We start from the raw sequence: 23,731 nt of genomic DNA, 5'->3' as shown, positions 1-23,731 counted from the left end.
GCCGGGACGACGTGAAGGGGAAGACGTGACCACAGTCACCTACCAGGATGTGACGGCGGCGGCCGCCCGGATCTCCGGGCACGTCCTGCGCACACCCGTGATCGAGGTCGCGCCGCGGCTCTGGCTGAAGCTGGAGCAGCTGCAGCACAGCGGGTCCTTCAAGGTGCGCGGGGCCTTCAACCGCATCATGTCCGCGGGTGACCTGCCCGCTGCCGGGGTGATCGCGGCCAGCGGCGGCAACCACGGGCTCGCGGTGGCGTTCGCCGCGCGGGCGCTCGGCGTGCGGGCGGAGATCTTCGTGCCCACGGTGACCAGCCCGGTGAAGGTGGCCGGGCTGGAGCGGCTGGGGGCGCACACCACGCAGACGGGCGCCATCTACGCCGAGGCGGCCGAGGCCGCGGCCAAGCGGGCCGCGGAGACCGGCGCGCTGTCCGTGCACGCCTACGACCAGCCCGAGGTGGTGGCCGGGCAGGGCACGACCGGGCTCGAGCTCGTCGAGCAGACGGGCGGCGTCGACACCGTGCTGGTGGCCGTGGGCGGCGGCGGCTTGGCGGCCGGCGTCACGCTCGGCACGTCGGTGGCGGGGCCGCGCATCGTGGCCGTCGAGCCCGAGCGCATCCCCACGCTCAACGCGGCGCTGCGGGCGGGCGAGCCGGTCCAGGTGGAGGTCGGCGGCGTGGCGGCCGACTCGCTGGGGGCCAGCAGGATCGGCGGGCTCGCGTTCGAGATCCTGTCCGGCCCCCGGGTGGAGAGCGTGCTGGTGAGCGACGAGGCGATCGTCGCGGCCCGGCGCACGCTCTGGGAGCGCCACCGGGTGGCGGCCGAGCACGGCGGCGCGGCCGCCTACGCGGCGCTGCTGTCGGGCGCGTACCGTCCCGAGCCGGGTGAGCGCGTGGCGGTGGTGGTGTGCGGAGCCAACACCGACCCCGCCACGCTCGTCTCGGGGACCTAGCCGTAGGTGTGCTCGGGCGCCGGGAAGGCGCCCGAGACCACGTCGTCGGCGAACGCCCGCACCGCCCGGTCGAGCTCGGCCCCGAGGTCGGCGTAGCGCTTGACGAACTTGGCCGGGCGCGGCGTCAGCCCCATGAGGTCCTGCCAGACCAGCACCTGCGCGTCCGTCGCCGCCCCCGCGCCGATCCCGATCGTGGGGATCGCGAGCGAGGTCGTCACCCGCTGCGCGAGGTCGGCGGGCACGCATTCGAGCACCACCGCGAACGCCCCGGCCCGCTCCAGGTCCTTGGCGTCCGCCATCAGCTCGTCACCCGCCTGGCCGCGTCCCTGGACGCGGTAGCCGCCCATCACGTTGACCGACTGCGGGGTCAGCCCGAGGTGCGCCATCACCGGCACGCCGGCCGAGACCAGCGCCTCGACCTGCGGCAGCACCCGCCGGCCGCCCTCCAGCTTGACCGCGTGCGCCCCCGCCTCCTTCATGAACCTGGCCGCCGACTCCAGCGCCTGCTGCGGCGAGCTTTGGTAGGAGCCGAACGGCAGGTCGGCCACCACGAGCGCCCGCGACGAGCCGCGCACCACGGCCGCCGTGAGCGGCAACAGGTCGTCGACCGTGACCGGCAGCGTGGAGTCGTAGCCGTAGACGACCATCGCCGCCGAGTCGCCCACCAGCAGGACGGGGATGCCGGCGGCGTCGAACACCCGGGCCGTCATGGCGTCGTAGGCGGTGACCATGGGCCACCGCTCTCCGCGCTCCTTGGCGGCGGCGAGGTCGCGGACGGTGACGCGGCGTCCTGACGCGCCGCCGTACAGCGTCGTCGGCGTGGTCGTTGGGGTGGATGGGGTGGTTGAAGAGGACATGTGACAACCCTCCAGAAACGTCTCGAGGCGCCCTGGTGCGTCCCCGGACTCTCTCGATGATGGCACGCGGAAAACCGGTGGCGAAAACGTCGGAGGGCTTTGCCACAATCGGTGCGGAGGTAATGAACGTTTATGGCTCTCGACCCTTACCGAAGGCTGCTGAAGATTCCCGGCGTGCCCACGCTGCTCCTGGTGGGGCTGCTCGCGCGGGTGCCGACCACGGCCACCGCGATGACACTGACGCTCCACGTCGCCAACACACTCGACCTCGGGTACGGCAGAGCCGGGGTGATCACCGCGGTCAACACGATCGGCATGGCGGTCGGGTCCCCGCTGTCGGGCAGGTTCGTCGATCGTCACGGGCTGCGTCCCGTGCTCATCGTCACCACCCTCGCCCAGGCGGCTTTCTGGTCGTGCGCGTGGGCGCTGCCGTTCCCCGCGCTGGTCGTCGCGGCAGGGCTGGCGGGGCTGCTCGCCATGCCGGTGTTCAGCGTGACCCGGCAGTGCCTGGCCGCGATGGTGCCGGTGGAGCAGCGGCGCAGCGGCTTCGCGCTCGACTCCGTGCTTGTCGAGCTGTCCTACATGGTGGGTCCCGCGCTGGCCGTCGCGGGCCTGACCACGGCGGGCAGCACGGCGACCATGCTGGCCATCGGTGCCGGCATGACGATCGCGGGCCTTGGGATGATCCTGCTCAACCCGCCCATCAGGTCCGAGGAGGAGGACAACGAGCAGGGCGTGAAGGTGCCGCGGCGGCAGTGGCTCACGGCCGGGTTCGCGGCGCTGCTCGGCACGATCGCCGCCGCCACGTTCGTGCTCACCGCGACCGAGCTGTCCCTGGTCGCCACCATGAACGAGGCGGGTCAGACCGAGTGGGTGGGCCTCGCGGTCGCCATCTGGAGCTGCTACTCGCTCGTCGGCGGCCTCATCTACGGCGGCCTGTCGCGCGGCTTCTCGCCGCTGCTGCTGATCGGCGGCATGGGGGCGCTGACCATCCCCGTCGGCCTGGTCGGCGGCGGCTGGCACTGGCTGGTGCTCGCGCTGCTGCCGTCCGGCATGCTGTGCGCGCCGTCGCTGTCGTCCACGGTCGACGCGATCAGCCGGTGGGTGCCGAGCGCGGCCAGGGGCGAGGCGATGGGCCTGCACGGCACGGCGCTGCTGATCGGCGGCGCCGTCTCCGCGCCCATCGCGGGCTCCGTCATCGACGGTACGGGGCCGTCCTGGGCCTTCGCGGTGGCCGGGCTCGTCGGCGTGGGCATGGTGCTGGTCGCGCTGCCGTTCTGGCGCCGCCGCCCGGCCGAGCGCACCAGGACGCCCGCCGCTGAGCCGTCCGCGGAGACGGCCGGGGCCGCTCTTACGGAGGAGAAGGCCGTGGCGGCTCCCGCGGCCGGCAAGTCCGGGGCGGCTCCGGTGGGGGAGCGGTCCGGGGCGGCTCCGAGCGCCGAGGTCGCCGGGGCGGCGGAGGCCGATCCCGTGTGAGTCATCTCACACGCTCGTCGCCGCGGCCGGGGTCCAGGTGCACCCCGGCCGCGGCCGTTCATGGCTGTGACCTGCGGTTTCACTGCGCCGTTCGGTCCGCGGAGCGCCGCCGTTCACGCGCCAGTTACGAAACGGCACCGTCGCGTATCGGAATATCCGACGATACGGTCGCGTTGCGAAACTCAGTCGTATCGAAATTAAGGGAACGGTGCCAATGGATTCGATGACGGGCCATCCTCGCCGATGGGGCATCCTCGGCGTCCTGGTGTTCAGCTTGCTGGCGGTCGTGCTGGACAACACCATCTTGAACGTCGCGATGAAGACCATCGCCGACGAGACCGCCGGCCTTGGCGCCACCCAGAGCGAGCTGGAGTGGGCCATCAACTCCTACACGCTGGTGTTCGCCGGGCTGCTGTTCACCTTCGGCGTGATCGGTGACAGGACGGGCCGCAAGCGCATGCTGATGATCGGCATGGTGCTGTTCGGCCTGTCCTCACTGGCCAGCGCCTACGCCCAGGACCCGACCCAGCTGATCCTGGCCAGGGCGGCGATGGGCATCGGCGGCGCGGCCATCATGCCGGCCACCTTGGCGATCATTTCCAACGTGTTCCCGCCCGCTGAGCGGGGAAAGGCGATCGGCGTCTGGGCGGCCGGCGTGGGCCTCGCCGTCGCGATCGGCCCCATCACCGGCGGCCTGCTCATCGAGAACTACTGGTGGGGCTCGGTCTTCCTCATCAACGTGCCGATCGTCATCGTCGCCAGCGTCCTCATCGCGGCGCTCGTGCCGGAGTCGCGCGACCCCAAGCCGTCCAGGCTCGACCCCGTCGGCGTGGTCCTGTCGATCATCGGGCTCGTGGCCGTCGTGTACGGCATCATCCGCGGCGGCGAGCTGGCCACGTTCGCCGACGCGGAGGTGCTCGTGCCGACCCTGTTCGGGGTGGCGGTGCTGGGCGTCTTCGTGTGGTGGGAGCGGCGCATCGACCACCCGGTCTTCGACGTGCGCAGCTTCGCCGACATCCGGTTCAGCTCGGCCCTCGGCATGATGGGCATCGTCTTCTTCGCGATGATGGGCGGGATGTTCTTCCTGACGTTCTACCTGCAGATCGTGCTGGGCTTCACGCCGGTGCAGGCGGGCGCGCTGATGATCCCGTTCGCGGCGGCGCAGCTCGTCTTCGCCCCGCTCAGCCAGCGGGTGACGCAGCGTCTGGGAGCCAAGCTGTCGGCCACCCTGAGCATGATCGTGATCACGCTGGCGCTCGGCAGCTACGCCCTGATGGACCAGAACACCCCGATCGTGCTCCTCGAGATCGTCTTCTTCGTCCAGGGCGCCGCGATGGCCAACATCATGCCGCCGGCCACCACCGCCATCATGGAGTCGCTGCCCAGGGAGAAGGCCGGTGTCGGCTCGGCCATGAGCAACACCGTCCGCCAGGTCGCCGGCGCGCTCGGCGTGGCCGTGCTCGGCTCGGTGCTGTCGTCCAGCTACCGCGGCGAGATCGCACCCGCGCTGGCCGGGCTGCCCGCCGGCGTCCAGCACGCCGCGGGCGAGTCCATCATGGCCACGATGGGCGTGGCGCAGGAGCTCGGCGACCGGGGACAGGCGCTCATCCGGCCGGCGTTCACCGCCTTCATCGACGGCATGCACGTCACCGCGCTGGTCTGCGCGGCGATCGCCCTGGTCGGGATCTTCGCGGTGGCCCGGTGGATGCCGGGGAAGCAGCGCAACGCCAAGCACGCTGAGAAGAAGGAGCCGGCGCTGGCCTCGTCCAGAGGATGACGGCCATGCCGGCGGGCACATACCGTTGGGCACGGGAGCGCACGGAAGGCGGCCTCCGCGCCGCCCCCGCGTCCCCGTGGCGACAGGGCGCGGAGGCCGTCCGCGCCGGGGATGTATGGTGAGGCCGCGATGTCGAACCAGCAGACAGTGACCGCCCGACCCGCGGGCCGTCCGCGCAGTGAGAAGGCCGAGAAGGCGATCGTCGAGGCGACCCTCGACCTGATCGCCGAGGGCATGGGTGTATCCGAGCTGAGCATCGAGGCGATCGCGGCGCGGGCGGGGGTCGGCAAGACCACCATCTACCGCCGCTGGGCCAACAAGGAAGAGCTCGTCGCCGACGCGCTGTCCACGCTCAAGCGGCCGGTGCCGCCGCTGCCCGGCTCGTCCGTACGCGACGACCTCATAGCGCTGGTCGACAGCATGGGCGGCGACGACAACGCCCGCAACCGCTGCGTCATGAACATCGCGATGGGCGAGGCCGACCGCTACCCGAGCCTGATGGAGCGCTTCGTCAAGCGCGCCATCGAGCCGCGCAGGCAGGCCGTGCTCGCCGTCATCGAGCGCGGCATCGCCACCGGCGAGCTCAGGAGCGACCTCGACCCGCAGCTGGCGCTCGCCATGATCCAGGGCACGATGATGTACCTGAACAAGTGGGGGCCTGGCCTCGGCCTCTCCCTCGGCCCCGAGGTGGGGGCGCGCGTCGTCGACGCGATCCTCGACGGCCTGGCCCCCTGACCGTGCCGCCGTCCCGGCCGGTGCGGCGGGTCAGGTGAGGTCGGCGGGGACGAGCCGTTCGGTGATCAGCCGCCGCATGCGCCCGGCCCCCGTCTCCCGGTCGGGGGTGATGACCCAGCGCCGCACCAGCTCCCAGCCGTGGAAATATCCGAAGATGTACGGACTCATCGGTGACGGCCGGAGGATGCCCAGCGCGGCCGCCGCCTCCTCCTCGCTCGCGAGCGCCCAGCGCCGCAGGTAGGCGGCCAGCTCCGCCTCGCCGCGCCCCTCGTCCGCCATCAGCGCGACGTTCCCCCACACGCCCCACAGCACGTTCTTCGCGTGGTGCACGGCCGCCAGGTCGGCCTCGATCGGCTCCATCCCCGCCTTGGGCAGGACGGTCGCGTTCAGCCAGTCGCGGGCTTCGTTCTCCGGGAAGATCGCCTCCTCCGCCGCCAGCCCCAGACCCTCGCTGAGCGCGAACGACGGCGACAGCATGAACCGCACCTTCTCACTCTTCAGCATCGATTCGGCGATATGCCCGGGATGTCCCTCGTGAGCGACGAGATACAGCAGGTCGGCCAGGGGGAACGGGATGTCGGCGTTGATGTGGATGGCGGACCTGTGGTCGCCCTCGTACGAGCCCGCGCCGTGATAGGCCACACCCCGCACCAGCCGGCACTCGACCACCTCGTCCTGCGGCAGCGGTACGATGCGGGCGCTCGTCCGCGCCCGCGTCTCGGCCACCGCCGGCGCCACGAACTCCGGCAGCCGCTCGATCGGATCCAGCGTGTACGCCGCCGACCAGGCCCGCCACCGCTCCGCCAGCGAGCCCCCGGCCTTCGGCAGCGCCCGGTCCAGCTCGTCGTGCACCTGCTCGAACACCTCCTCGGGCACCCACCCGACCTCCATGCCGAGGCACTCGCGCGCGTACTCGGCCAGCGGGCGCCGCTCGCCGTCCAGGTGGCCCGCGGCGGCGCGCATCGCCCGTACCTGGGCGGCCGAGCAGGCGTCGGGCGCGCACTCCAGCAGCCGCTCCGCCTCCTCCTTCAGCGCGCCCGCCGTCGCGGGCGGCTCGTGCGCCACCTGCTCGCTCCACTCGGCGGGGCCGTCGTAGATGAGCGCGGTGCCCGTCGCGCCGCCGGTCATGAGCCGGTTGAGCCGCAGGGCGAGCAGGGCGTGCTCGCGATCCCAGTCCATGACGTCACTTCCCTTCCGTCTCAGCGGGCGGCCTAAGCTACCTGTACGGATTTCCGTACAGTGCACGGAACAGGAGAGGAGATGCCGGAGTCGATCTGGTTCCGCGAGGACGCCCGCCCGCGCAGGCCCCGCCTGTCCCGCGAGCGCATCGTCACCGCCGCCGTCGGGCTGCTCGACGCCGAGGGCGTGGCCGGGTTCTCCATGCGCGCGCTCGCCGCCCGCCTGCACGCAGGCACGATGTCCCTCTACGAGTACGTACGGAGCAAGGAGGACGTCCTCGACCTGGCGCTCGACGAGGTCTTCGGTGAGATCGGCGAACCCCCGGCCGACGGCACGTGGCGCGAGATCCTGACCGGGCACCTCGTCCGCAGCAGAGCCGTCATGCGCCGCCACCCGTGGATGCCCGCCCTCATCGCCACCCGCCCCCTGCTCGGCCCGAACGCGCTCGCCGGGTCCCGCGCCGTCTACGGCGCGCTCGCCCGCGAGGGCCTGCGCCCGCCCGAGCTGACCGCTGCGATCGGCACGCTCTCCTCCTACCTGTACGGCTTCGTCGCCTCCGAGAACACCTGGTGGGCCACCGTCCGCACGCCCGCCGCCGACGCCGAGCTCCGCGCCCGCGTGGCCGCTCACCTGCGCGCGCACGAGGCCGAGCTGGGCCACCAGGCCAGGGTGGACGACGCCGACTTCGACGCCCAGTTCCTGCTCGGCCTCCGCCTCATCCTCGACGGCATCGCCGCCCGTCTTCCCGAGCAGCCCTCTTGACCGTCTTCCCGAGAGGGCTCCTGACCGCCCGCCTTCCCGGAAAGCCCTTATGAGGCGTTCCGTCGCCGGAGGCGCCCCTTTGACGGGGCCGGAGGCGCCCCTTATCGGGCCGGCGGCGTCCGGGGCGGGTTCTCGGGGACCACGAGCGGCCGCGCGGACGATCCGCCCGCGCGTTAGGCTGGCGAGATCATGTGCACCTACGCGTTCGTCGACTACAAGGTCCACTACGTGTGCGTGGCGTGCCGCCGCAGCTTCAAGCGCCCCTGGCAGCCGGGGCATGAGCCTCCCTGCCCCCGCTGCGCGCGGCCGGCGCGCTACGCCGGACACGACTTCGCCGCGCCCCGCCGCGGCGACGAGCGCCGGTGGCGCGCCGTCGCCGCCGTCCTGGAGGCCGGCCTGCGGTACGAGGGCTTCGAGCCGTGCGGATGCGGCCGGGACCCCAAGCCGAGGCCGCGCACGAGCGCCGAGGTCCGCGCCCGCCGCCGCCTCGCCGCCCGCACCGGGCTCTCCGAGTCCGCCGCCCTCTCCCTCGACATGTAGGCGCGCCGGGCATCGGGAGCGCCGTGCCGCCGTGATCGGGCTCCACGCCGGAGACCGCGCCGCGCGCCTCCTGTACGCGCAAGGCCCCGGCTCAGCGGAAGCCGGGGCCTTGCGCGCGAACGGGCTCAGGTGGTCTCGCGCCAGCGGTTGGTGATCGGCAGGCGGCGGTCACGCCCGAAGTTCTTCGGCGTGATCTTCGGGCCGGGCGGGTACTGCCGCCGCTTGTACTCCGCCAGGTCCACCAGCCGGATCACCCGCGCCACCAGGTCGGGGTCGTGCCCGGCCGCGATGAGCTCCCGCGAGCCCATGTCCTTCTCCACGTAGTCGTCGAGCAGCCGGTCGAGCACCTCGTACGGCGGCAGCGAGTCGGTGTCGCGCTGGCCGGGCCGCAGCTCGGCGCTCGGCTCCTTGGTGATGGAGTTCTCGGGGATGGGCCGCTCGGCGTCGAGCAGGAACCCGGGGAGCGTGTTGGCGTTGCGCCACTTGGCCAGCTCCCACACCATCGTCTTCGGCACGTCCTTGATGGGCGCGAAGCCGCCGGCCGAGTCGCCGTAGAGGGTGGAGTAGCCGGTGGCCAGCTCGCTCTTGTTGCCGGTGGTGAGCACCAGATGGCCGTGCTGGTTGGACAGCCCCATGAGCAGCATGCCGCGCACGCGCGCCTGGAGGTTCTCGGCGGCCAGGCCGGACAGCTCGATCTCCTTCTCGTACGCGTTGACGATCTCGGCGATCGGCACCACGCGCGCGTTGACGCCCTGCCTGCGGACCAGCTCCTCCGCGTCGGTCACCGAGTGGTCGGAGGAGTAGCGGGAGGGCATGAGGACGACGTGGACCCGCGAGGGGCCGATGGCGTCGGAGGCGATGGTGGCGGTCAGCGCGGAGTCGATGCCGCCGGACAGGCCGAGGATGACGGACCGGAAGCCGTTCTTGGCGACGTAGTCGCGCACCGCGAGCACCAGCGCCGAGTAGACCTCGGCGAGCGTGTCGAGGCGCGGGGCGATCGTGGCCGGCTGCGCCTCGTAGGGGGCGACGGGCTCGTCCGACAGCACCAGGCGCTCGACGGTGATGGTGGTGCCGTCGCCCGCGTCGTACGGGTACGTCCCCGGCTCGGCGTCGGACACCGGCAGGTCGTCGAGGTCGACGACCAGCAGCTCCTCCTGGAACTGCCCGGCCCGCGCCACCAGCTCGCCGGAGGCGTCGACCACGATGGAGTCTCCGTCGAAGACCAGCTCGTCCTGCCCGCCGACCTGGTTGACGTAGACGAGCGCGCACCCGGCCTCGCGGGCGCGCCGCGCGCAGAGCTCCAGCCGTACGTCGTCCTTCTCCTTCTCGTACGGCGAGGCGTTGGGCGCGATGAGCAGCCCGGCGCCCGCCTGGCCCACGACGGCCACGGGGCCGCCCTCCTGCCAGAGGTCCTCGCACACCGCGATGGCCACGTCGACGCCGTGCAGCCGGAAGATGGGCAGCCGGTCGCCGCGCACGAAGTAGCGGTACTCGTCGAACACGCCGTAGTTGGGCAGGTGGTGCTTGGCCGTCCTGGTGACCACCTCGCCCCTGTACAGCAGTGCGGCGGCGTCGAGCGGGGCGCCCTTCGGCTGCCCGACCCTGGGGGCGAGGTTGGCGCGGTCGACGTAGCCGACCACGACCGGTAGCTCGCCGAGGCCCTCGTCGGCGAGCCTGCGCGCCACCTCGTCAAGCGTCCTGATGCTGGCCTCCACGAAGGAGGTGCGCAGCACCAGGTCCTCCACCGGATAGCCGGTGAGGAACATCTCGGTGAAGACGACGAGATGGGCCCCGCGGCCGGCGGCTTCGCGCGTCCACGCGATGAGCCGGTCGGCGTTGGCGCTCAGGTCGCCCACGGTCGGATTGGTCTGTGCCAGGGCAATGCGCAGTTGTGCCACGTGACCAGCCTAGTACGCCCCGATTTTTATCGTCCAAAAGACGAAAAGTGTGCTTTATCTCCTTTGGGGGGCAGGCCGGCAACGGCGGGAAGACCGGGCCGGCGCTCCCGGGAAGCGGGCCGGCGCCGGCGGGGAGGGCGCGGTCAGCGGCGGCGGATCGCGGGGCCGAGGAGGAGCATGCCGGCCGCCGCGATCGCGCCGACGCCGCCGATCGTGAACCACAGCACCGTGGAGCCCCTCGCGAGCAGCACGCCGCCGAGCGTCGGTGCCAGCACCGCCGCCAGCGACCAGGCGAACCCGAACAACCCGGAGTAGCGCCCGCGCAGCTCGGGCGGCGCCAGCCGGGCGACGATCGAGCCCGGGATGCCCGCGGTGATGACCTCGCCCGCCGTCCACACCGCGATCGTCAGTACCAGCTCCCCCACGGTGGTGACGAACGCGGTCATCGCGAACCCGGCCGCCATCACCGCCACCCCCAGCGCGAACGTGCGGGCGGGGTCGTGCCGCCCCAGCCATCCCGAGACGAGCGGCTGGACGACGACGATGAGCACGCCGTTCAGCGCCATGGCCATGCCGTACTCGCCGGGCGTCAGCCCGACCACCTCGCTCATCGCCACCGGCAGCATGGAGAGCGTCTGGGAGTAGACCAGCGCGTTGCCCAGCGCGACCAGCGTGAAGGCGACCATCACCCGGTCGCGCAGCACCACGCCGAACCCGCCGCCCTGCTCGCGGCCCTGCGGCCGGGTCTCCGGCACCGCCCGCCACACCAGCGCGGCGAAGACCAGGCAGGACACCGCGTCGATCCAGAACAACCACAGGAAGCCGAGCTGGGCCAGCCAGCCGCCGGCCGTCACACCGACCGAGTAGCCGAGGTTGATGCCCCAGAACAGCAGCCCGTACGCCCGCGGCCGCTCCTCGGGCGAGACCAGGTCGGCGACCAGGGCGTTGGAGGCCGGCCGGTAGATGTCCGTGACCAGGCCGAGGAAGAACATCGACACCAGGATCGCGGGCAGTGCGGTGCTGTAGCCGAGCGCCAGCATGAACACGGACGTGGCCACCATGCCGCCCGCGAGCGTGGCCCGGCGCCCGACGCGGTCGGTGAGCACGCCCGCCAGGAACTGCGACAGCAGCGAACCGGCGCCGAACACGCCCATGACCAGGCCCGCGGCGGCGACCGGCAGGCCGCGGCTCTGGGTCAGGAAGACGCCGGTGAAGGGCATGACCATGGTGCCCAGGCGGTTCACCAGCGTCCCGCCCCACAACGCCCAGAACGGGCGGGGCAGCCCGCCGACCTGGGCCTTGATGAAGGAGGGCTTCTCGACAGGAGGACTAGACACGCGGGATAGCGTGATATGTCGTTATTCGCGGCGCGAACGATTTAGGCCAGACTGAAAACATGTCCATCGCCTGGCGCTTGACCTCGGAGGACGTCGCCCGCATCCGCTTCGCGTTCTCCCCGATGTGGGAGCTGGTGGCCAGCCTGCGGACGCTGCGGGCGCCCGCCAGGCAGTCGGTCCACCTGCCCTGGCTCAAGGCCGTACGTCCCCGGCTGGCCGGGCTCGACCTGACCGAGCTGTTCGCGCTCGTGCCGCCCACCGGCTACCTCGCCGACTTCCTCACCCCGCCGCCCGACACCCCCATGCCGGACTTCGCCGGAGAGCTCGACCGGGTCAGGCGCAGCGACCCGGGGCAGGTCAAGCAGGAGGCGGCCCGGCTGCGGGCCGGCGCGCCCGAGGTGATCGACCGGTTCATGGCCGACCCCGAGGCCGGCATCGCGCGGGTGGCCGCCACGCTGGAGGAGTACTGGGAGCGGTGCTTCGCCGAGTTCTGGCCCCGCGTGTACGGCCTGCTCGAACGCGACGTGCTGCGCCGCTCGCGCCGCCTCGCCGAGGGCGGGGCCCGCGAGCTGTTCGCCGGGCTCGGCCCCGCCGTGCGGTGGACGGGGGAGCGGCTGCTCATCGACCGCCCCCACTGCGACCTCAAAGGGCTCCACGGCGACGGGCTCGTGCTCGTGCCCAGCGCCTTCTACTGGCCGGCCGTGGCCGTGATGTCCGCCCCGTACCAGTCGATGCTCGTCTACCCCGTGGAAGGCGTCGGCACGCTGTGGGAGCAGGGCCCGCCGCCCGCGCCCGACGCGCTCGCCGCGCTCATCGGCAAGAGCCGGGCCCGCATCCTGCTCGCGCTCGCCGAGCCCGCCACCACCTCCGCGCTGGCCGCCCGCATGGACCTCACGCCCGGCGCGGTCAGCCAGCACCTCGGCGTGCTCAGCCGCGGCGGGCTGGCCGTGGGGATGCGGATCGGCAAGCAGGTGCTCTATCGCCGCACCCTCGCCGGCGACATGCTGGCGGGCACCCGATGATCAGGCGTACCGCTTCGACTCCAGCAGCCAGTCCAGGTGGGCGCGGGGCGCCGCCAGATACGTGCACGCCACCTTGCTCACGTCCCGCGCCACCGCGGGCGCGAGATCGTCGAGCGGCAGCCGCCGCGCGGCCTCGCGCATGTCCTCGCAGCGCCGCGCGATCCTGTCGAGCACCCAGGCCGTCGCCTCCCGCTCGCCCAGCCCGAGCTGCCGCATCGCGAGCACCACGAAGTTGTGCACGTCGCCGCGCTCCTTGGGGCGCGACGCGACGTCGTTGCACCACGCCGTGACGTCGCTGCAGGCCTCCACCAGCAGCCGCCACGGCTCCGACTCCTGCACCCAGGCGGGCACCTCGACCCGCAGGCACGGCTCGACCAGGTCGTACAGGTAGGGGCCCACGGTGCCCCTGCGCAGCGCCGGATACTCCTCGATCGTCGGCATCCGCCCCGCCGCCCGGTTGTCGGCCTCGGTGCGGCAGGCGTCGTACTGGCGCTGCAGCCCCACCGCGAACCTGGCCCGCCAGCTGTCGCTCATCCGCGCGCTCGTCACCCGCCACAGGTCGGCGAAGGCCGCTTCGAGCGGATGGCGGGCGGCTCCCTCGAGCAGGCCGTGGAAGACGTCCAGCGGGCCCGACCGCTCGTCCAGCTCGTCGTCCAGGTGGAACAGCCACGTCAGCCACTGCGCGAACAGCGCCGCCGCCGCGGCGTCGAACTCCGAGAACGCCCGGCCCGCCACCCGGTGGTAGCCGACGCCGGGATCGGCGGGCAGCCCCGTACGCCTGGCCCAGTCGATGACGGCGGCCTCGATCGCGTACACGGCCGGGTGCATCCGGCACGGCGCGGCCATCGCCGGCACCCGCTCGGTCAGCGGCAGCAGCGCCGTCGCGGCCGAGCCGCCCCTGCGCGGCAGCGGCAGCAGCGACGACAGCGCCGAACGCAGTGCGGTGCGCACCGTGGACAGCACGGTGCCGGACGTGGACGGGCTTGCGGCTTGGCCCGATGGCGCGTCGGCGGGCGCGGGCTCCCCACTGTTCGAAGGACTGTTGACTGTGCTCTTCATGGGCTTTTCACCGTGTTCTCACCGTGTTCTCTACGTGCATCTCACAGCGCTCTTCACAGTGCTCTTTACAGAGGGCCGAAAAGCCAGTTGCCGGCGGCGTTGGGGTCGTCGCTGCGGTAGTAGTCGGCGAAGGCCGCGACCAGCTCGTCCGTCGTGAGCACGCCCCTCGCGGACCTGTCGAGCCGATCGAAGGCCTGGTCCACGTCGTCGTAGGCGACGCCGTACGCCGACAGCAGCGTCCTGAACTCGCCCATGCCGATCTCGCCGTCCCGGTCGCCGTCGCACAGCTCGGCCACCGCCACCGTGGCCGGGCGGAACACCGGGTCGTAGTGCTCGCCGGTGACGAACGCCGCGGTCATCCCCTTGAGGAAGTCGGGGCGCGCGATGCCGGAGTCGCCGTCGCGTTCGAGCGCGTACGAGAGCGCGAACCAGATGCGGTCGAAGCCGTCGATGAGGCGCGCTCCGGTGACCGAGGTGGGGGACTCCCCGAAGCCCACCAGGATGCGGGCGCCCAGCCCCAGCAGGTCCTCACGCTCGACGACGCCGTTGCCGTTCGCGTCGATGTGGTCGAACGCCCGATCGAGCTTGTGATTGAGCAGGTCGATGGCCACCAATGCCTCCCCCGAGACTGACTGCGTTGATCACAGTAGGTCGGGGGAGGCCCTTTGTCAGCGAGGCTCGCACCGGTGACCCCCGTAACGTGTGCGAAACACGGACACGGCATGCTGGTAAGTGACCTGTAGTTTCGTCGATCGAGGGGATGCTGTGGACCGCCAGCAAGAGTTCGTGCTCCGCACGCTCGAGGAACGCGACATCCGGTTCATCCGGCTGTGGTTCACTGACGTGCTCGGCTTCCTCAAGTCCGTGGCGATCGCGCCCGCCGAGCTCGAAGGCGCCTTCGCCGAGGGCATCGGGTTCGACGGCTCGGCGATCGAGGGCTTCGCCCGCGTCTACGAGTCCGACATGCTGGCCAAGCCAGACCCCGCGACGTTCCAGATCCTGCCCTGGCGCAGCGAGGCGCCCGGCGCGGCCCGCATCTTCTGCGACATCCTCATGCCCGACGGCTCGCCGTCCCACGCCGACCCGCGCTGGGTGCTCAAGCGCACGCTCGCCAAGGCCGCCGACATGGGGTTCACCTTCTACACCCACCCCGAGATCGAGTTCTTCCTGCTCAAGAAGAAGCCGGAGCCGGGCGAGCGGCCCGAGCCCATCGACTCCGGCAGCTACTTCGACCACACGCCCCACAGCGCCGGCCACGACTTCCGCCGCCAGGCGATCATGATGCTGGAGTCGATGGGCATCTCCGTCGAGTTCAGCCACCACGAGGGCGCCCCCGGCCAGCAGGAGATCGACCTGCGCTACGCCGACGCGCTCACCACGGCCGACAACATCATGACCTTCCGCCTGGTCATGAAGGAGGTCGCGCTGGAGCAGGGCATCTGGGCCTCGTTCATGCCCAAGCCGTTCACCGAGCACCCCGGCTCCGGCATGCACACCCACATGTCGCTGTTCGAAGGCGACAGAAACGCCTTCTACGAGGCCGGCGCCGACTACCAGCTGTCCAAGGTGGGCCGCTCGTTCATCGCGGGCCTGCTCAGGCACGCCGCCGAGATCACCGCCATCACCAACCAGTGGGTCAACTCCTACAAGCGGCTGTGGGGCGGCGCCGAGGCCATCGCCGGGCAGGGCGGCGAGGCGCCCTCCTACATCTGCTGGGGCCACAACAACCGCTCGGCCCTGGTCCGGGTGCCGATGTACAAGCCGCACAAGACCGGCTCCACCCGCATCGAGTTCCGCTCGCTCGACTCCGCCTGCAACCCGTACCTCGCCTTCGCGCTCATCCTCGCCGCCGGGCTCAAGGGCATCGAGCAGGGCTACGAGCTGCCCGCCGCCGCCGAGGACAACGTCTGGACCCTTACCAGCGCCGAGCGCCGCGCCCTGGGCATCCAGCCGCTGCCCGGGTCGCTCCACGACGCCATCGAGGTCATGGAACGCAGCGAGCTGGTCGCCGAGACGCTGGGCGAGCACGTCTTCGACTTCTTCCTGCGCAACAAGCGCTCGGAGTGGCGCGAGTACCGCCGCACCGTGACCGAGTTCGAGCTGGGCCGCTACCTGCCCATCCTCTGACCCCCGGGCGCGGAGCCGTCCCGACACCTGCGGGCCGACCCTGCCGGCCGCGCGCCGGCGTCACCCGCTGAAGTGGTGGGCGGGGGCGTCGAAGACGATGGACTCCAGCAGGTCGGCCTGGGCGCGGTCGATGACGTGCGCGCCCGCGGCCGGAGCGGGGTCGCCGCCCTTGACGCGGGTCAACAGGCTCTCCACCCGCCGCTGGTGGCGGGCGAACGTCCTGGGCGAGACCACCCGGCCCCGCGCACGCTGCCCGGCCAGCGCCTCCTCCGGCGGCGCGTCCAGCAGCAGCAGGTGGAAGGCCGCGCCGTGCCTGCGGGCCAGCCAGGCGAAGCCGCGCAGCACGTACGGCGCGCAGCCCCGGTTGTGCGCCACCACCGACGAACCCTGAGCGAGCGCCCGCCGGATGCGGTTCACATGGGTGACGAACACCACGGCCCGCCGCAGCGGGTACGGCGCCCACGTGAGCCTGCCGTCCCAGCGCCGCCGCGACTGCGACGAGTCGATCACCACGACCGCGCCGGCCGTCACGGGCGCGCTCTCGTCGCCGTGCAGGCCGTACAGGCGGCGCAGCAGCGTGGTCTTCCCCGCGCCCGGCAGCCCCGTCAGGATGACCAAGGATCCGGGCGGGTACCGCAGCCTCGCCCCCTCCACTCCCTACCCCCGCTATTTCCGATCTTGTACGCCGGGCCAGCATAGGCCGTACGCACCTCCAGGCTCTCCGACACCGGCGGAACTCGCGCACGACCGCTTCCGGAGACGAGCGGCCATGGGGTCGGATGAGCACGCGCCTTGGGGAAGGAGCGCGGGCCTGCGGACGGAACACGGGCTGAGGGGCACGCGCCCAGGGTTCGGAGTGTCGTTATGGCAGGTGCAGGAGAGCCGCGCGCCAGGGGCCGGACCACGCGGGCCGGGAGGTCCCGCGCCGAAGGGTTCGGAGGGGCGCGTGGCACGGCGGCAGTTCCGGCATCGGGTCGCGGTGGCCGAGGCCATCGGCCGCGCACGTGCCGAGGCCGTCATCGTCGCCTGCGCGCAGAGCACATTCGACGAGGTCGTCTCCCGCATACGCGAGCACGGCGTCACCACCTCCGCCGCTCCCTCCGTCCGCCGCGTGCGCGAGGGTGTCGGAGAAGGCCGGCGGGGACGCGACCAGGAGTGCGGAAGGGCGGTCGGCACGGTTCGGGGATTCGTGTGCGGAGGAGGGCGGGACAGGCTCTGGCCAGGGGTGATCGGGCATGGCTGCGCATGCTTTGGCGGGCTCATCACCGGATTCGGCGGAATCGTTCGCGGCGCGCCGGAAACCCCGTTAAGGTACTGCCGACGCCTTGATCGGCCTCACTCCTGAAGCGGTTCGGAGTGAGGCCGATTTTCGTTCCTTCTCACGCCCGGGACACGTCCCCGCGATGCGCGACGCCTATCGTCGTGAAACCCCTGGGCGGGGGGAAGTTTCGGCCCCCTTCGAGGCGTTATGGAGGAGCGTCGAGAGGCCGCCAGGGCCCCCGTCCCCTGGTAAAGCGGGAGTCCAGTAAAATCGGCCTGCTCTTTATGATATTTCCGGACTTTTCGCCGATTGGGGCGATATAGGAGGGTGTGGCATGACGACGGCTGCCTTGCAGACCGTGTTGACCGTTCCCAAGCGCTTCCGTGGTCCCGTGGGCGTCGCCAACGGCGGCTGGATCGCGGGCACCATGGAGGAGGCGCTGAACGGTGGCCGATCAGGTAGCCGATCAGCCGTCGAGGTCACCCTGCACGCTCCGACTCCGCTGGAGACCGAGCTGCGTCTCGACCACATGGCCAACTCCGCCTCCCTTTTCCACGGCGACAAGCTGCTGGTCGAGGCCATCCCCGTGACGGAGGACCTCGAGGGCCCCGGCTTCGTGCCGTTCAACGACGCGGCCCGTGCCGAGGCCGGGTTCGCGGGCCTGCGCAAGCACCCGTTCGCCGAGTGCTTCGCCTGCGGCCTGCGCGAGCCCGGTGACGGCCTGCGCATCTTCCCCGGCCCGGTCGAGGGCACCGACCTGGTGGCGGCCGGCTGGCGGGTGCCGTTCACGGTGACCGACGATGACGGCGTCCCGGCCTCCATCGTCGGCGCGGTGCTCGACTGCATCACCGGTTGGGCCCACTTCGGCCCGGGCGAGAGCGCCCTGCTGGGCCGGCTGACCCTGCAGATCCGCGGGGAGATCCTGCCGGGCGGCCGCTACTCCGTGGTGGCCCGCCCGACCGGCCGCGACGGGCGCAAGCTCTACGGCCAGAGCGGCATCTACGAGGTGGACGGCACGCTGGTCGCGGCGGCCAAGGCCACCTGGATCGCTCCACGCTGAACCGCGTAGCGTAAGGGGCCTCCGAGCGCGTCTCGGAGGCCCCTTCGCTTGTCCGGGGTCAGGGTGTGTGGTGGCTCCTTCGCTTGTCCGGGGTCAGGGTGTGTGGAGGCTCCTTCGCTCGTCCGGGGTCAGGGTGTGAGGTGGCCTTTTCGCTCGTCCGGGGTCAGGACGTGAGCCGCTCCGCGACGATGTCCGCGCAGCGCTCGTCGAACAGGATCGTGTAGTGGTTGCAGTCGGGCACCACCTCGTCATGCAGCGTCGGCAGGCGGTCGACCCAGGGCCTGACGAGATAGTCGGGCAGCATCCCCACCGGCTGGTCGAGCAGGCCGCGCGGAGCCCGCAGCAACGTCATCGGAGTGGAGACCCGCTCAAGGTCCGCCGCGATCCTGTCCCGCTCGGCGAACAACCACCGGCCGTCCTCCAGGACGGCCTCGCCGACCGCCCGCGACCGCAACGCGCCCTCGGGGCCGGTGAGGTCGTAGCGCACGTACGCCTCGACGTCGTCGGTCCACTTGCCGGCGAAGGCCGGATGGGCCTTGAAGAACGCCACGTACTCCTCGGGCGAGGCGTACGTCTGCCGCAGCCGTTCCAGCGCCGGTCCCAGCAGGGCCTGGGTGGCCGTGTCCGGATCCTGGCCCTTGGGCAGCGGGGCGAACGGGATGCCGCCGTCCACCAGCACGACCTTGGCGAACTCCCGCTGCGCGGCGACCAGCACGGCCACGTACGCGCCCATCGAGTGTCCGGTCAGCACCGCGTCGGGCCCGGCGCCGACGCGGTCGGCGATCCGCAGCACGTCCTCGGCGTGCCGGTCCAGTCCGTACGGCCCGGGCAGCGAGTCGCTCTGCCCGCGTCCGCGCAGGTCGATGGCGATCAGAGACCAGTCGTCCGGCAGCCGCCTGCCGATCGTGGCCCAGCACATCGACACGGCCGAGACGCCGTGCATGGCGATGATCTTGCGAGGGCCCTTGCCGAACGTGACGATGCGTTGTCCGTCCACCTCATCGAATGCAACAGTCATGCGCGGCAGCATAGAGACTCGCACTGTCAAATGGCCGGATAATTGTCGATATGCGGATTACGGTCATCGAGCACGAGGCCGAGGCCGGTCTCGGGTACCTCGCCGAGTGGCTCGGCGTTCCCTGCGACGTCGTGCGGCCCTACCTGGGCCAGGAGGTGCCGGAACGGGCGGACGGCGGGCTGATCGTGCTCGGCGGCGCGGCGGCGGCCTGGGAGGACGAACGCAGCCCGTGGCAGCCCGCCACCCGCGACCTGCTGCGGCGCTCCGTGGAGGAGGGCACGCCCACGCTGGGCATCTGCCTGGGCGCGCAGCTGCTCACCATGGCCTGCGGCGGGACGGTCGAGCGCGGCTCCGCCGGGCTGGAGGTCGGCGCGTGCGAGGTGATCGCGCTGCGCGCCGCCGCCTCGGACCGGCTCTTCTCGGGCGTCGGCGAGCGGGCGGTGGCCGTGCAGTACCACCAGGATGCGATGACGCGGCTGCCGGACGGCGCGGTGCCGCTGTTCACCGGCGACCGCTACCCGAACCAGGGCTACCGCCTGGGCGAGGCGGCCTGGGCGGTGCAGTTCCACCCGGAGGCCACGCCCGAGATCTTCGCCGCCTGGACGGCCCAGTCCGCTCAGGGGGACTCCTCGGGGGGCGACGCCCTGAGCGCCCAGGGCTACCGGGCCGAGGATCTGAACGCCGAGATGAAGGCCGCCGAGGACCACCTGGTGGCGACCTGGCGCCCGGTCGCCGAGGCCTTCGGGAATCTGGTCAAGAACCACCGAGCGGGGTAGCGCAGCCGGTCGGGGTCCGTGAAGCGCCCTGTGTGCGGTGGCGGGGCGGGTCGGGGTCCGTGCAGGGCGCCGTGTGCGGTGGCGGGGCGGGTCGAGGTCCGTGAAGGGCGCCGTGCGTGGCGGGGCCGGTCGAGGTCTGTGAAGGGCGCCGTGCGTGGCGGGGCCGGTCGGGCTTGTGCGGGTGGGGGCAGGTCAGGGCTTTCGGGGGCGTCGCGTACGGGCCCGTGCGTCCGGCGGGTTTCCGCGGCGGCCGGTCAGGGCGTGGGCGAGCGCGTGCACGCCCGCCAGCACCAGTGGCAGCGCCGCGAGCCCGCCGGCATGCGACGTCACCGGCACTCCGGCGGCCCGCAGCCGCCGCCAGGCCCACACCGCGTACGGGAGCACCACCAGGGGAGCGGTCACCACGCCGGGCACGTACCCCCTGACCAGTGCGGCCTGCGCCAGATGCACCACCCCGTGCGCCCCGAACCCGGCCAGCGCCGCCTGGAAGACCGGGCTGCGTCCGCCGGTACGCGCTCCCAGCGCCGCCGCGCCCGCCATGACCCCGCCCATGAGCCCGATGGCCATGTTGACGTGCGCCTGTGACACCTCGAGCCGCTCCCACGGCACCCAGGGGAGCCGGGACTCCAGCCGGGGCCGCGCCTGTCGCGTCCACCGCGCCATCGTGGCCAGCTCCTCGGCGTCGTGCACGACCCACGCCCCCAGCAGCCCCCACGCCACGCCGGCGGAGACCCGTCCCGCCGCTCCTCCGACCCGTCCCGCCGTTTCCCCGACCCGGCCCGCTGCTCCTCCGACTCGGCCCGCCGTTTCCCCGACCCGGCCCGCTGCTCCCTCGCCCCGGCTCATCAGCACGTCTCCCTCTCCAAAATGCAACGCAACGTTGCGTTGCGAGACCATGCTACGGCCGGACCGGAAAGAGCTGTCAAGATGGAGGGGTGCCCAGGATCGAATCCACCGCGGCCAGGCTCGCCAAACTCGGTTTCGCCGACGGCGCCAGGGCCGCCCAGCTGGTCAGCCGCTCGCCGGACGATCTCGACGACATCCTGGAGGCGCTGGTCGAGGTCGCCGACCCCGACCAGGCGCTGGTCTCGTTCACCCGGCTGATCGAGCGCGAGCCGGCCGTCCTCGGCACGGTGCGCGGCGACGACCGGCTCAAGAGCCGCCTGCTGGCCGTGCTCGGGGTGAGCGCGGCGCTCGGCGACCACTTCGTCCGCCATCCCGGCCACATCGCCCTGCTGGCCGAGGACGACCTCGGCGACGCCAGGGCCGAGCTGCTGCGCGCCGTCGGCGCCGACCCGGACGACAGCGAGCCGCGCGCGCGGAGCGGCGGCAACGACGCGTTCACGGCCCTGCGCGTGGCCTACCGCGGCAGGCTCGCCCACCTGGCCGCCCGCGACCTCACCGGCACGCTCGCGCTGCAGGAGGTCACCGCCGAGCTGTCCGAGCTCGCGGGCGCCGCGCTGGAGGCCGCGCTCGCCATCGCGCGCGCCGAGATCGACGCCTCCGACGTGCGCTTCGCGGTCATCGGCATGGGCAAGTGCGGCGCCAGGGAGCTCAACTACATCAGCGACGTCGATGTGATCTTCGTCGCGGAGCCCAAGGACGGCGCCGACGAGACCAAGGCGCTGCGCACGGCCACCCGGCTCGCCCAGGCGATGATGCGGGCCTGCTCGGCGACCACGTCCGAGGGCTCGCTGTGGGAGGTCGACGCCGGGCTGCGGCCCGAGGGCCGCTCGGGGCCGCTGGTCCGCACGCTGGAGAGCCACCTCGCCTACTACCGCCGCTGGGCCAAGACGTGGGAGTTCCAGGCGCTGCTCAAGGCCAGGCCGGTGGCCGGCGACCTCGAGCTGGGCGCCTCCTACGTCGCCGCCGTCAACGAGATGGTCTGGTCGGCCGCCACCCGCGAGCACTTCGTGGAGGACGTCCAGGCCATGCGCCGCCGGGTCGAGGCCCACGTGCGCGAGGAAGGCGACCGGCATCTGAAGCTGGGGCCCGGCGGGCTGCGCGACATCGAGTTCGCCGTGCAGCTGCTCCAGCTCGTCCACGGCAGGCTCGACCCGCTGCTGCGCCGCAGGGCCACGCTGCCCGCGCTGGCGGCGCTCTCCCGCGGCGGTTACGTCGGGCGCGACGACTCGAAGAGCCTGGCCGAGGCGTACTCGTTCCTGCGCCAGGTCGAGCACCTGCTGCAGCTCCACCGGATGCGCCGCACCCACGTCGTGCCCACCGGCGAGGCCGATCTGCGCCGCCTCGGACGGGCGCTCGGCATGTACGCCGACCCGGTGGGAGAGTTCACCACCCGGTGGCGCCGTCACGCGATGGAGGCGAGGCGGCTGCACGAGAAGCTGTTCTACCGGCCGCTGCTGCAGGCCGTGGCGCGGCTGCCGGAGTCGGAGGCGCGGCTGTCCGCCTCGGCCGCCGAGGCCCGGCTGAAGGCGCTGGGCTACGTCGACCCGGCCGGCGCGCTGCGCCACATCGCCGCACTGTCCACCGGCGTCTCCCGGCGGGCCGCGATCCAGCGCACGCTGCTGCCGGTGATGCTCGGCTGGTTCGCCGACACGCCCGACCCCGACGCCGCCCTGCTCGGCTTCCGCCAGGTCAGCGACAAGCTCGGCAGCACGCCGTGGTACCTGCGGCTGCTGCGCGACGAGACCGCCGTCGCGGCCAGGATGGCGCGGCTGCTCGGCACCAGCCGCTATGCCACCGGCCTGCTCATGCACGCCCCGGAAGCGGTCGCCATGCTGGGTTCCGACGACGAGCTGACCCCGCGCCCGCCCGAGTCGCTGCTGGGCGAGGCGTCGGCGGCGGTCTCCCGGCACGCGGGCGACCCCGAGGGCGCCGTCACCGCGGTGCGGGCGCTGCGGCGCAAGGAGCTGTTCCGCACCGCCGTGGCCGACATCTCCGGCCTCATCGACATCGAGACCGTCGGCATGGCGCTGTCGCGGCTCAACGACGTGACGCTGCAGGCGGCGCTCGACGCCGCGCTCGGCGAGGCGCACGAGCTGACCTCGTTCGCGATCATCGCGATGGGCCGGCTGGGCGGCATGGAGTGCTCCTACGCCAGCGATGCCGACGTGATGTTCGTGCACGCGCCGCGGCCCGGCGTGGACGAGCGGGCGGCGACCGACGCCGCCTTCGCCGTCGCCAACGAGGTGCGCAGGTTGCTGTCGCTGCCCGCGCCCGACCCGCCCCTGCACGTCGACCCCGGCCTGCGGCCCGAGGGCCGGCAGGGGCCGCTGGTCCGCACGCTGGCCTCCTACCGCTCCTACTACGAGCGCTGGTCGTCGCCATGGGAGTCGCAGGCGCTGCTGCGGGCCCGGTTCTCGGCGGGCGATCCCGAGCTGGGCGAGGCGTTCACCGCCGTGATCGACGAGCTGCGTTACCCGCGCGAGGGGCTCAGCGACGACGCGGTCAGGCAGATCAGGCGGCTCAAGGCCCGCATGGAGGCCGAGCGGCTGCCGCGCGGCGCCGACCCGGCCCTGCACACCAAGCTCGGCCCCGGCGGGCTGTCCGACGTCGAGTGGGTGGCCCAGCTCCTGCAGCTCCGCCACGCCGGCGCGCGGCCGGCGCTGCGCACCACGCGCACGCTGGAGGCGCTGCGCGCGGCCGTGGCCGAGGAGTTGCTCGCGCCCGAGGACGAGGCGGTGCTGGCCGAGGCGTGGCGCTTCGCCTCCCGTGTCCGCGACGCGATCATGCTGGTCAAGGGCCGGCCGGGCGACAGCGTCCCCAAGGACTCCACCGAGCGCGGGCTGATCGCCCGCACGCTCGGCTACCCGCCGGAAGGCTCGGAGGACTTCCTCGACGACTACCGCCGGGTCACCCGGCGCGCCCGGAAGGTGGTGGAACGGGTCTTCTACGGAGACTGATCCACATTTCCGGGGGTTCCTGATGCGCTGCG

General features: G+C 72.4%; 20 protein-coding genes. 11 read left to right on the top strand and 9 right to left on the bottom strand.

The genetic code is table 11. The features are described 5' to 3' along the window. Positions 1-25 precede the first annotated feature (25 nt). Positions 26-952 (top strand): serine/threonine dehydratase, encoded by a 927-nt coding sequence (locus tag ACGFIM_RS10135; RefSeq protein ID WP_393197579.1) that lies wholly within the window; start codon positions 26-28, stop codon positions 950-952. Here the strand turns inward: ACGFIM_RS10135 and panB are convergent. Further along, complete coding sequence (panB, locus tag ACGFIM_RS10130) at positions 949-1,809, bottom strand: 3-methyl-2-oxobutanoate hydroxymethyltransferase (RefSeq protein WP_393197576.1); 861 nt, start codon at positions 1,807-1,809, stop codon at positions 949-951. The two genes, ACGFIM_RS10135 and panB, sit on opposite strands and share 4 nt — an antisense overlap. A 132-nt stretch (positions 1,810-1,941) precedes the next feature. On the opposite strand from panB, the gene ACGFIM_RS10125 reads away from it, so the two are divergent. From ACGFIM_RS10125 to ACGFIM_RS10115, 3 genes are all read left to right on the top strand, one after another. Further along, positions 1,942-3,285, top strand: coding sequence for an MFS transporter (locus ACGFIM_RS10125; protein ID WP_393197573.1), 1,344 nt, complete (start codon positions 1,942-1,944; stop codon positions 3,283-3,285). A 223-nt stretch (positions 3,286-3,508) separates the two neighbouring features. Continuing rightward, the gene (locus tag ACGFIM_RS10120) at positions 3,509-5,062 is read left to right on the top strand and encodes an MFS transporter (protein ID WP_393197570.1); all 1,554 of its coding nucleotides are present in this window, start codon (positions 3,509-3,511) and stop codon (positions 5,060-5,062) included. A 129-nt stretch (positions 5,063-5,191) separates the two neighbouring features. Beyond that, on the top strand, positions 5,192-5,797 hold the full coding sequence (locus ACGFIM_RS10115) for a TetR/AcrR family transcriptional regulator (protein WP_393197567.1): 606 nt from the start codon (positions 5,192-5,194) through the stop codon (positions 5,795-5,797). A gap of 30 nt (positions 5,798-5,827) precedes the next feature. Here ACGFIM_RS10115 and ACGFIM_RS10110 read toward each other — a convergent pair whose 3' ends face one another. After that, complete coding sequence (locus tag ACGFIM_RS10110) at positions 5,828-6,976, bottom strand: hypothetical protein (RefSeq protein ID WP_393197564.1); 1,149 nt, start codon at positions 6,974-6,976, stop codon at positions 5,828-5,830. A gap of 81 nt (positions 6,977-7,057) precedes the next feature. On the opposite strand from ACGFIM_RS10110, the gene ACGFIM_RS10105 reads away from it, so the two are divergent. Beyond that, positions 7,058-7,738, top strand: a complete 681-nt coding sequence (locus ACGFIM_RS10105) for a TetR/AcrR family transcriptional regulator (RefSeq protein ID WP_393197561.1) — start codon at positions 7,058-7,060, stop codon at positions 7,736-7,738. 189 nt (positions 7,739-7,927) lie between these two features. Then, complete coding sequence (locus ACGFIM_RS10100; RefSeq protein WP_393197558.1) at positions 7,928-8,278, top strand: hypothetical protein; 351 nt, start codon at positions 7,928-7,930, stop codon at positions 8,276-8,278. A gap of 125 nt (positions 8,279-8,403) precedes the next feature. Here ACGFIM_RS10100 and ACGFIM_RS10095 read toward each other — a convergent pair whose 3' ends face one another. Next, entirely contained in the window at positions 8,404-10,176 is a 1,773-nt protein-coding gene (locus ACGFIM_RS10095) for an NAD+ synthase (protein WP_393197555.1), read from the bottom strand. A 143-nt stretch (positions 10,177-10,319) separates the two neighbouring features. Continuing rightward, positions 10,320-11,513, bottom strand: coding sequence for an MDR family MFS transporter (locus tag ACGFIM_RS10090; protein ID WP_393197552.1), 1,194 nt, complete (start codon positions 11,511-11,513; stop codon positions 10,320-10,322). A 59-nt stretch (positions 11,514-11,572) separates the two neighbouring features. Here ACGFIM_RS10090 and ACGFIM_RS10085 point away from each other — a divergent pair, with 59 nt between their 5' ends. Next, a complete protein-coding gene (locus tag ACGFIM_RS10085) occupies positions 11,573-12,535 on the top strand; it encodes a DUF5937 family protein (protein ID WP_393197549.1) in 963 nt (320 codons plus the stop codon). Here ACGFIM_RS10085 and ACGFIM_RS10080 read toward each other — a convergent pair whose 3' ends face one another. Then, positions 12,536-13,594, bottom strand: coding sequence for a terpene synthase family protein (locus ACGFIM_RS10080; protein WP_393197546.1), 1,059 nt, complete (start codon positions 13,592-13,594; stop codon positions 12,536-12,538). Between the two features lie 65 nt (positions 13,595-13,659). Beyond that, complete coding sequence (locus ACGFIM_RS10075; RefSeq protein ID WP_393197543.1) at positions 13,660-14,205, bottom strand: EF-hand domain-containing protein; 546 nt, start codon at positions 14,203-14,205, stop codon at positions 13,660-13,662. 154 nt (positions 14,206-14,359) lie between these two features. Here ACGFIM_RS10075 and glnA point away from each other — a divergent pair, with 154 nt between their 5' ends. Then, positions 14,360-15,721, top strand: a complete 1,362-nt coding sequence (gene glnA / locus ACGFIM_RS10070) for a type I glutamate--ammonia ligase (protein WP_393197540.1) — start codon at positions 14,360-14,362, stop codon at positions 15,719-15,721. Positions 15,722-15,781: 60 nt separating this feature from the next. Here the strand turns inward: glnA and ACGFIM_RS10065 are convergent, their stop codons facing one another. Then, positions 15,782-16,339 (bottom strand): AAA family ATPase, encoded by a 558-nt coding sequence (locus ACGFIM_RS10065; protein ID WP_393197537.1) that lies wholly within the window; start codon positions 16,337-16,339, stop codon positions 15,782-15,784. A gap of 977 nt (positions 16,340-17,316) precedes the next feature. On the opposite strand from ACGFIM_RS10065, the gene ACGFIM_RS10060 reads away from it, so the two are divergent. Next, positions 17,317-18,042 carry a hypothetical protein gene (locus ACGFIM_RS10060; protein ID WP_393197534.1) on the top strand — a complete coding sequence of 242 codons (726 nt, stop codon included), beginning with the start codon at positions 17,317-17,319 and terminating at the stop codon, positions 18,040-18,042. Between the two features lie 163 nt (positions 18,043-18,205). On the opposite strand, the gene ACGFIM_RS10055 is transcribed toward ACGFIM_RS10060, so the two are convergent. Further along, positions 18,206-19,060 carry an alpha/beta fold hydrolase gene (locus ACGFIM_RS10055; RefSeq protein WP_393197531.1) on the bottom strand — a complete coding sequence of 285 codons (855 nt, stop codon included), beginning with the start codon at positions 19,058-19,060 and terminating at the stop codon, positions 18,206-18,208. A gap of 50 nt (positions 19,061-19,110) precedes the next feature. On the opposite strand from ACGFIM_RS10055, the gene ACGFIM_RS10050 reads away from it, so the two are divergent. Next, positions 19,111-19,836, top strand: coding sequence for a type 1 glutamine amidotransferase (locus tag ACGFIM_RS10050; RefSeq protein ID WP_393197528.1), 726 nt, complete (start codon positions 19,111-19,113; stop codon positions 19,834-19,836). Between the two features lie 192 nt (positions 19,837-20,028). Here ACGFIM_RS10050 and ACGFIM_RS10045 read toward each other — a convergent pair whose 3' ends face one another. Continuing rightward, entirely contained in the window at positions 20,029-20,556 is a 528-nt protein-coding gene (locus ACGFIM_RS10045; protein ID WP_393197525.1) for an HXXEE domain-containing protein, read from the bottom strand. A 215-nt stretch (positions 20,557-20,771) separates the two neighbouring features. Between ACGFIM_RS10045 and ACGFIM_RS10040 the strand changes: the two genes are divergently transcribed. Continuing rightward, a complete protein-coding gene (locus tag ACGFIM_RS10040; RefSeq protein ID WP_393197522.1) occupies positions 20,772-23,699 on the top strand; it encodes a bifunctional [glutamine synthetase] adenylyltransferase/[glutamine synthetase]-adenylyl-L-tyrosine phosphorylase in 2,928 nt (975 codons plus the stop codon). The last annotated feature ends 32 nt before the right edge of the window (positions 23,700-23,731 follow it).

Origin of the sequence: Nonomuraea sp. NPDC049309 (assembly GCF_043196965.1) — a bacterium.
Taxonomy (GTDB): Bacteria; Actinomycetota; Actinomycetes; order Streptosporangiales; family Streptosporangiaceae; genus Nonomuraea; species Nonomuraea fastidiosa.
Note: the sequence above shows the minus strand (reverse complement) of the source record. Positions and strands in the feature narration are given on the sequence as shown.

Bases quoted from the DNA above. Each gene is read 5' to 3' on its own strand.
- panB (WP_393197576.1), bottom strand. From the start codon at position 1,809: ATGTCCTCTTCAACCACCCCATCCACCCCAACGACCACGCCGACGACG.
- ACGFIM_RS10125 (WP_393197573.1), top strand. From the start codon at position 1,942: ATGGCTCTCGACCCTTACCGAAGGCTGCTGAAGATTCCCGGCGTGCCC.
- ACGFIM_RS10120 (WP_393197570.1), top strand. From the start codon at position 3,509: ATGACGGGCCATCCTCGCCGATGGGGCATCCTCGGCGTCCTGGTGTTC.
- ACGFIM_RS10115 (WP_393197567.1), top strand. From the start codon at position 5,192: ATGTCGAACCAGCAGACAGTGACCGCCCGACCCGCGGGCCGTCCGCGC.
- ACGFIM_RS10110 (WP_393197564.1), bottom strand. From the start codon at position 6,976: ATGGACTGGGATCGCGAGCACGCCCTGCTCGCCCTGCGGCTCAACCGG.
- ACGFIM_RS10105 (WP_393197561.1), top strand. From the start codon at position 7,058: ATGCCGGAGTCGATCTGGTTCCGCGAGGACGCCCGCCCGCGCAGGCCC.
- ACGFIM_RS10100 (WP_393197558.1), top strand. From the start codon at position 7,928: ATGTGCACCTACGCGTTCGTCGACTACAAGGTCCACTACGTGTGCGTG.
- ACGFIM_RS10085 (WP_393197549.1), top strand. From the start codon at position 11,573: ATGTCCATCGCCTGGCGCTTGACCTCGGAGGACGTCGCCCGCATCCGC.
- ACGFIM_RS10080 (WP_393197546.1), bottom strand. From the start codon at position 13,594: ATGAAGAGCACAGTCAACAGTCCTTCGAACAGTGGGGAGCCCGCGCCC.
- ACGFIM_RS10060 (WP_393197534.1), top strand. From the start codon at position 17,317: ATGACGACGGCTGCCTTGCAGACCGTGTTGACCGTTCCCAAGCGCTTC.
- ACGFIM_RS10055 (WP_393197531.1), bottom strand. From the start codon at position 19,060: ATGACTGTTGCATTCGATGAGGTGGACGGACAACGCATCGTCACGTTC.
- ACGFIM_RS10050 (WP_393197528.1), top strand. From the start codon at position 19,111: ATGCGGATTACGGTCATCGAGCACGAGGCCGAGGCCGGTCTCGGGTAC.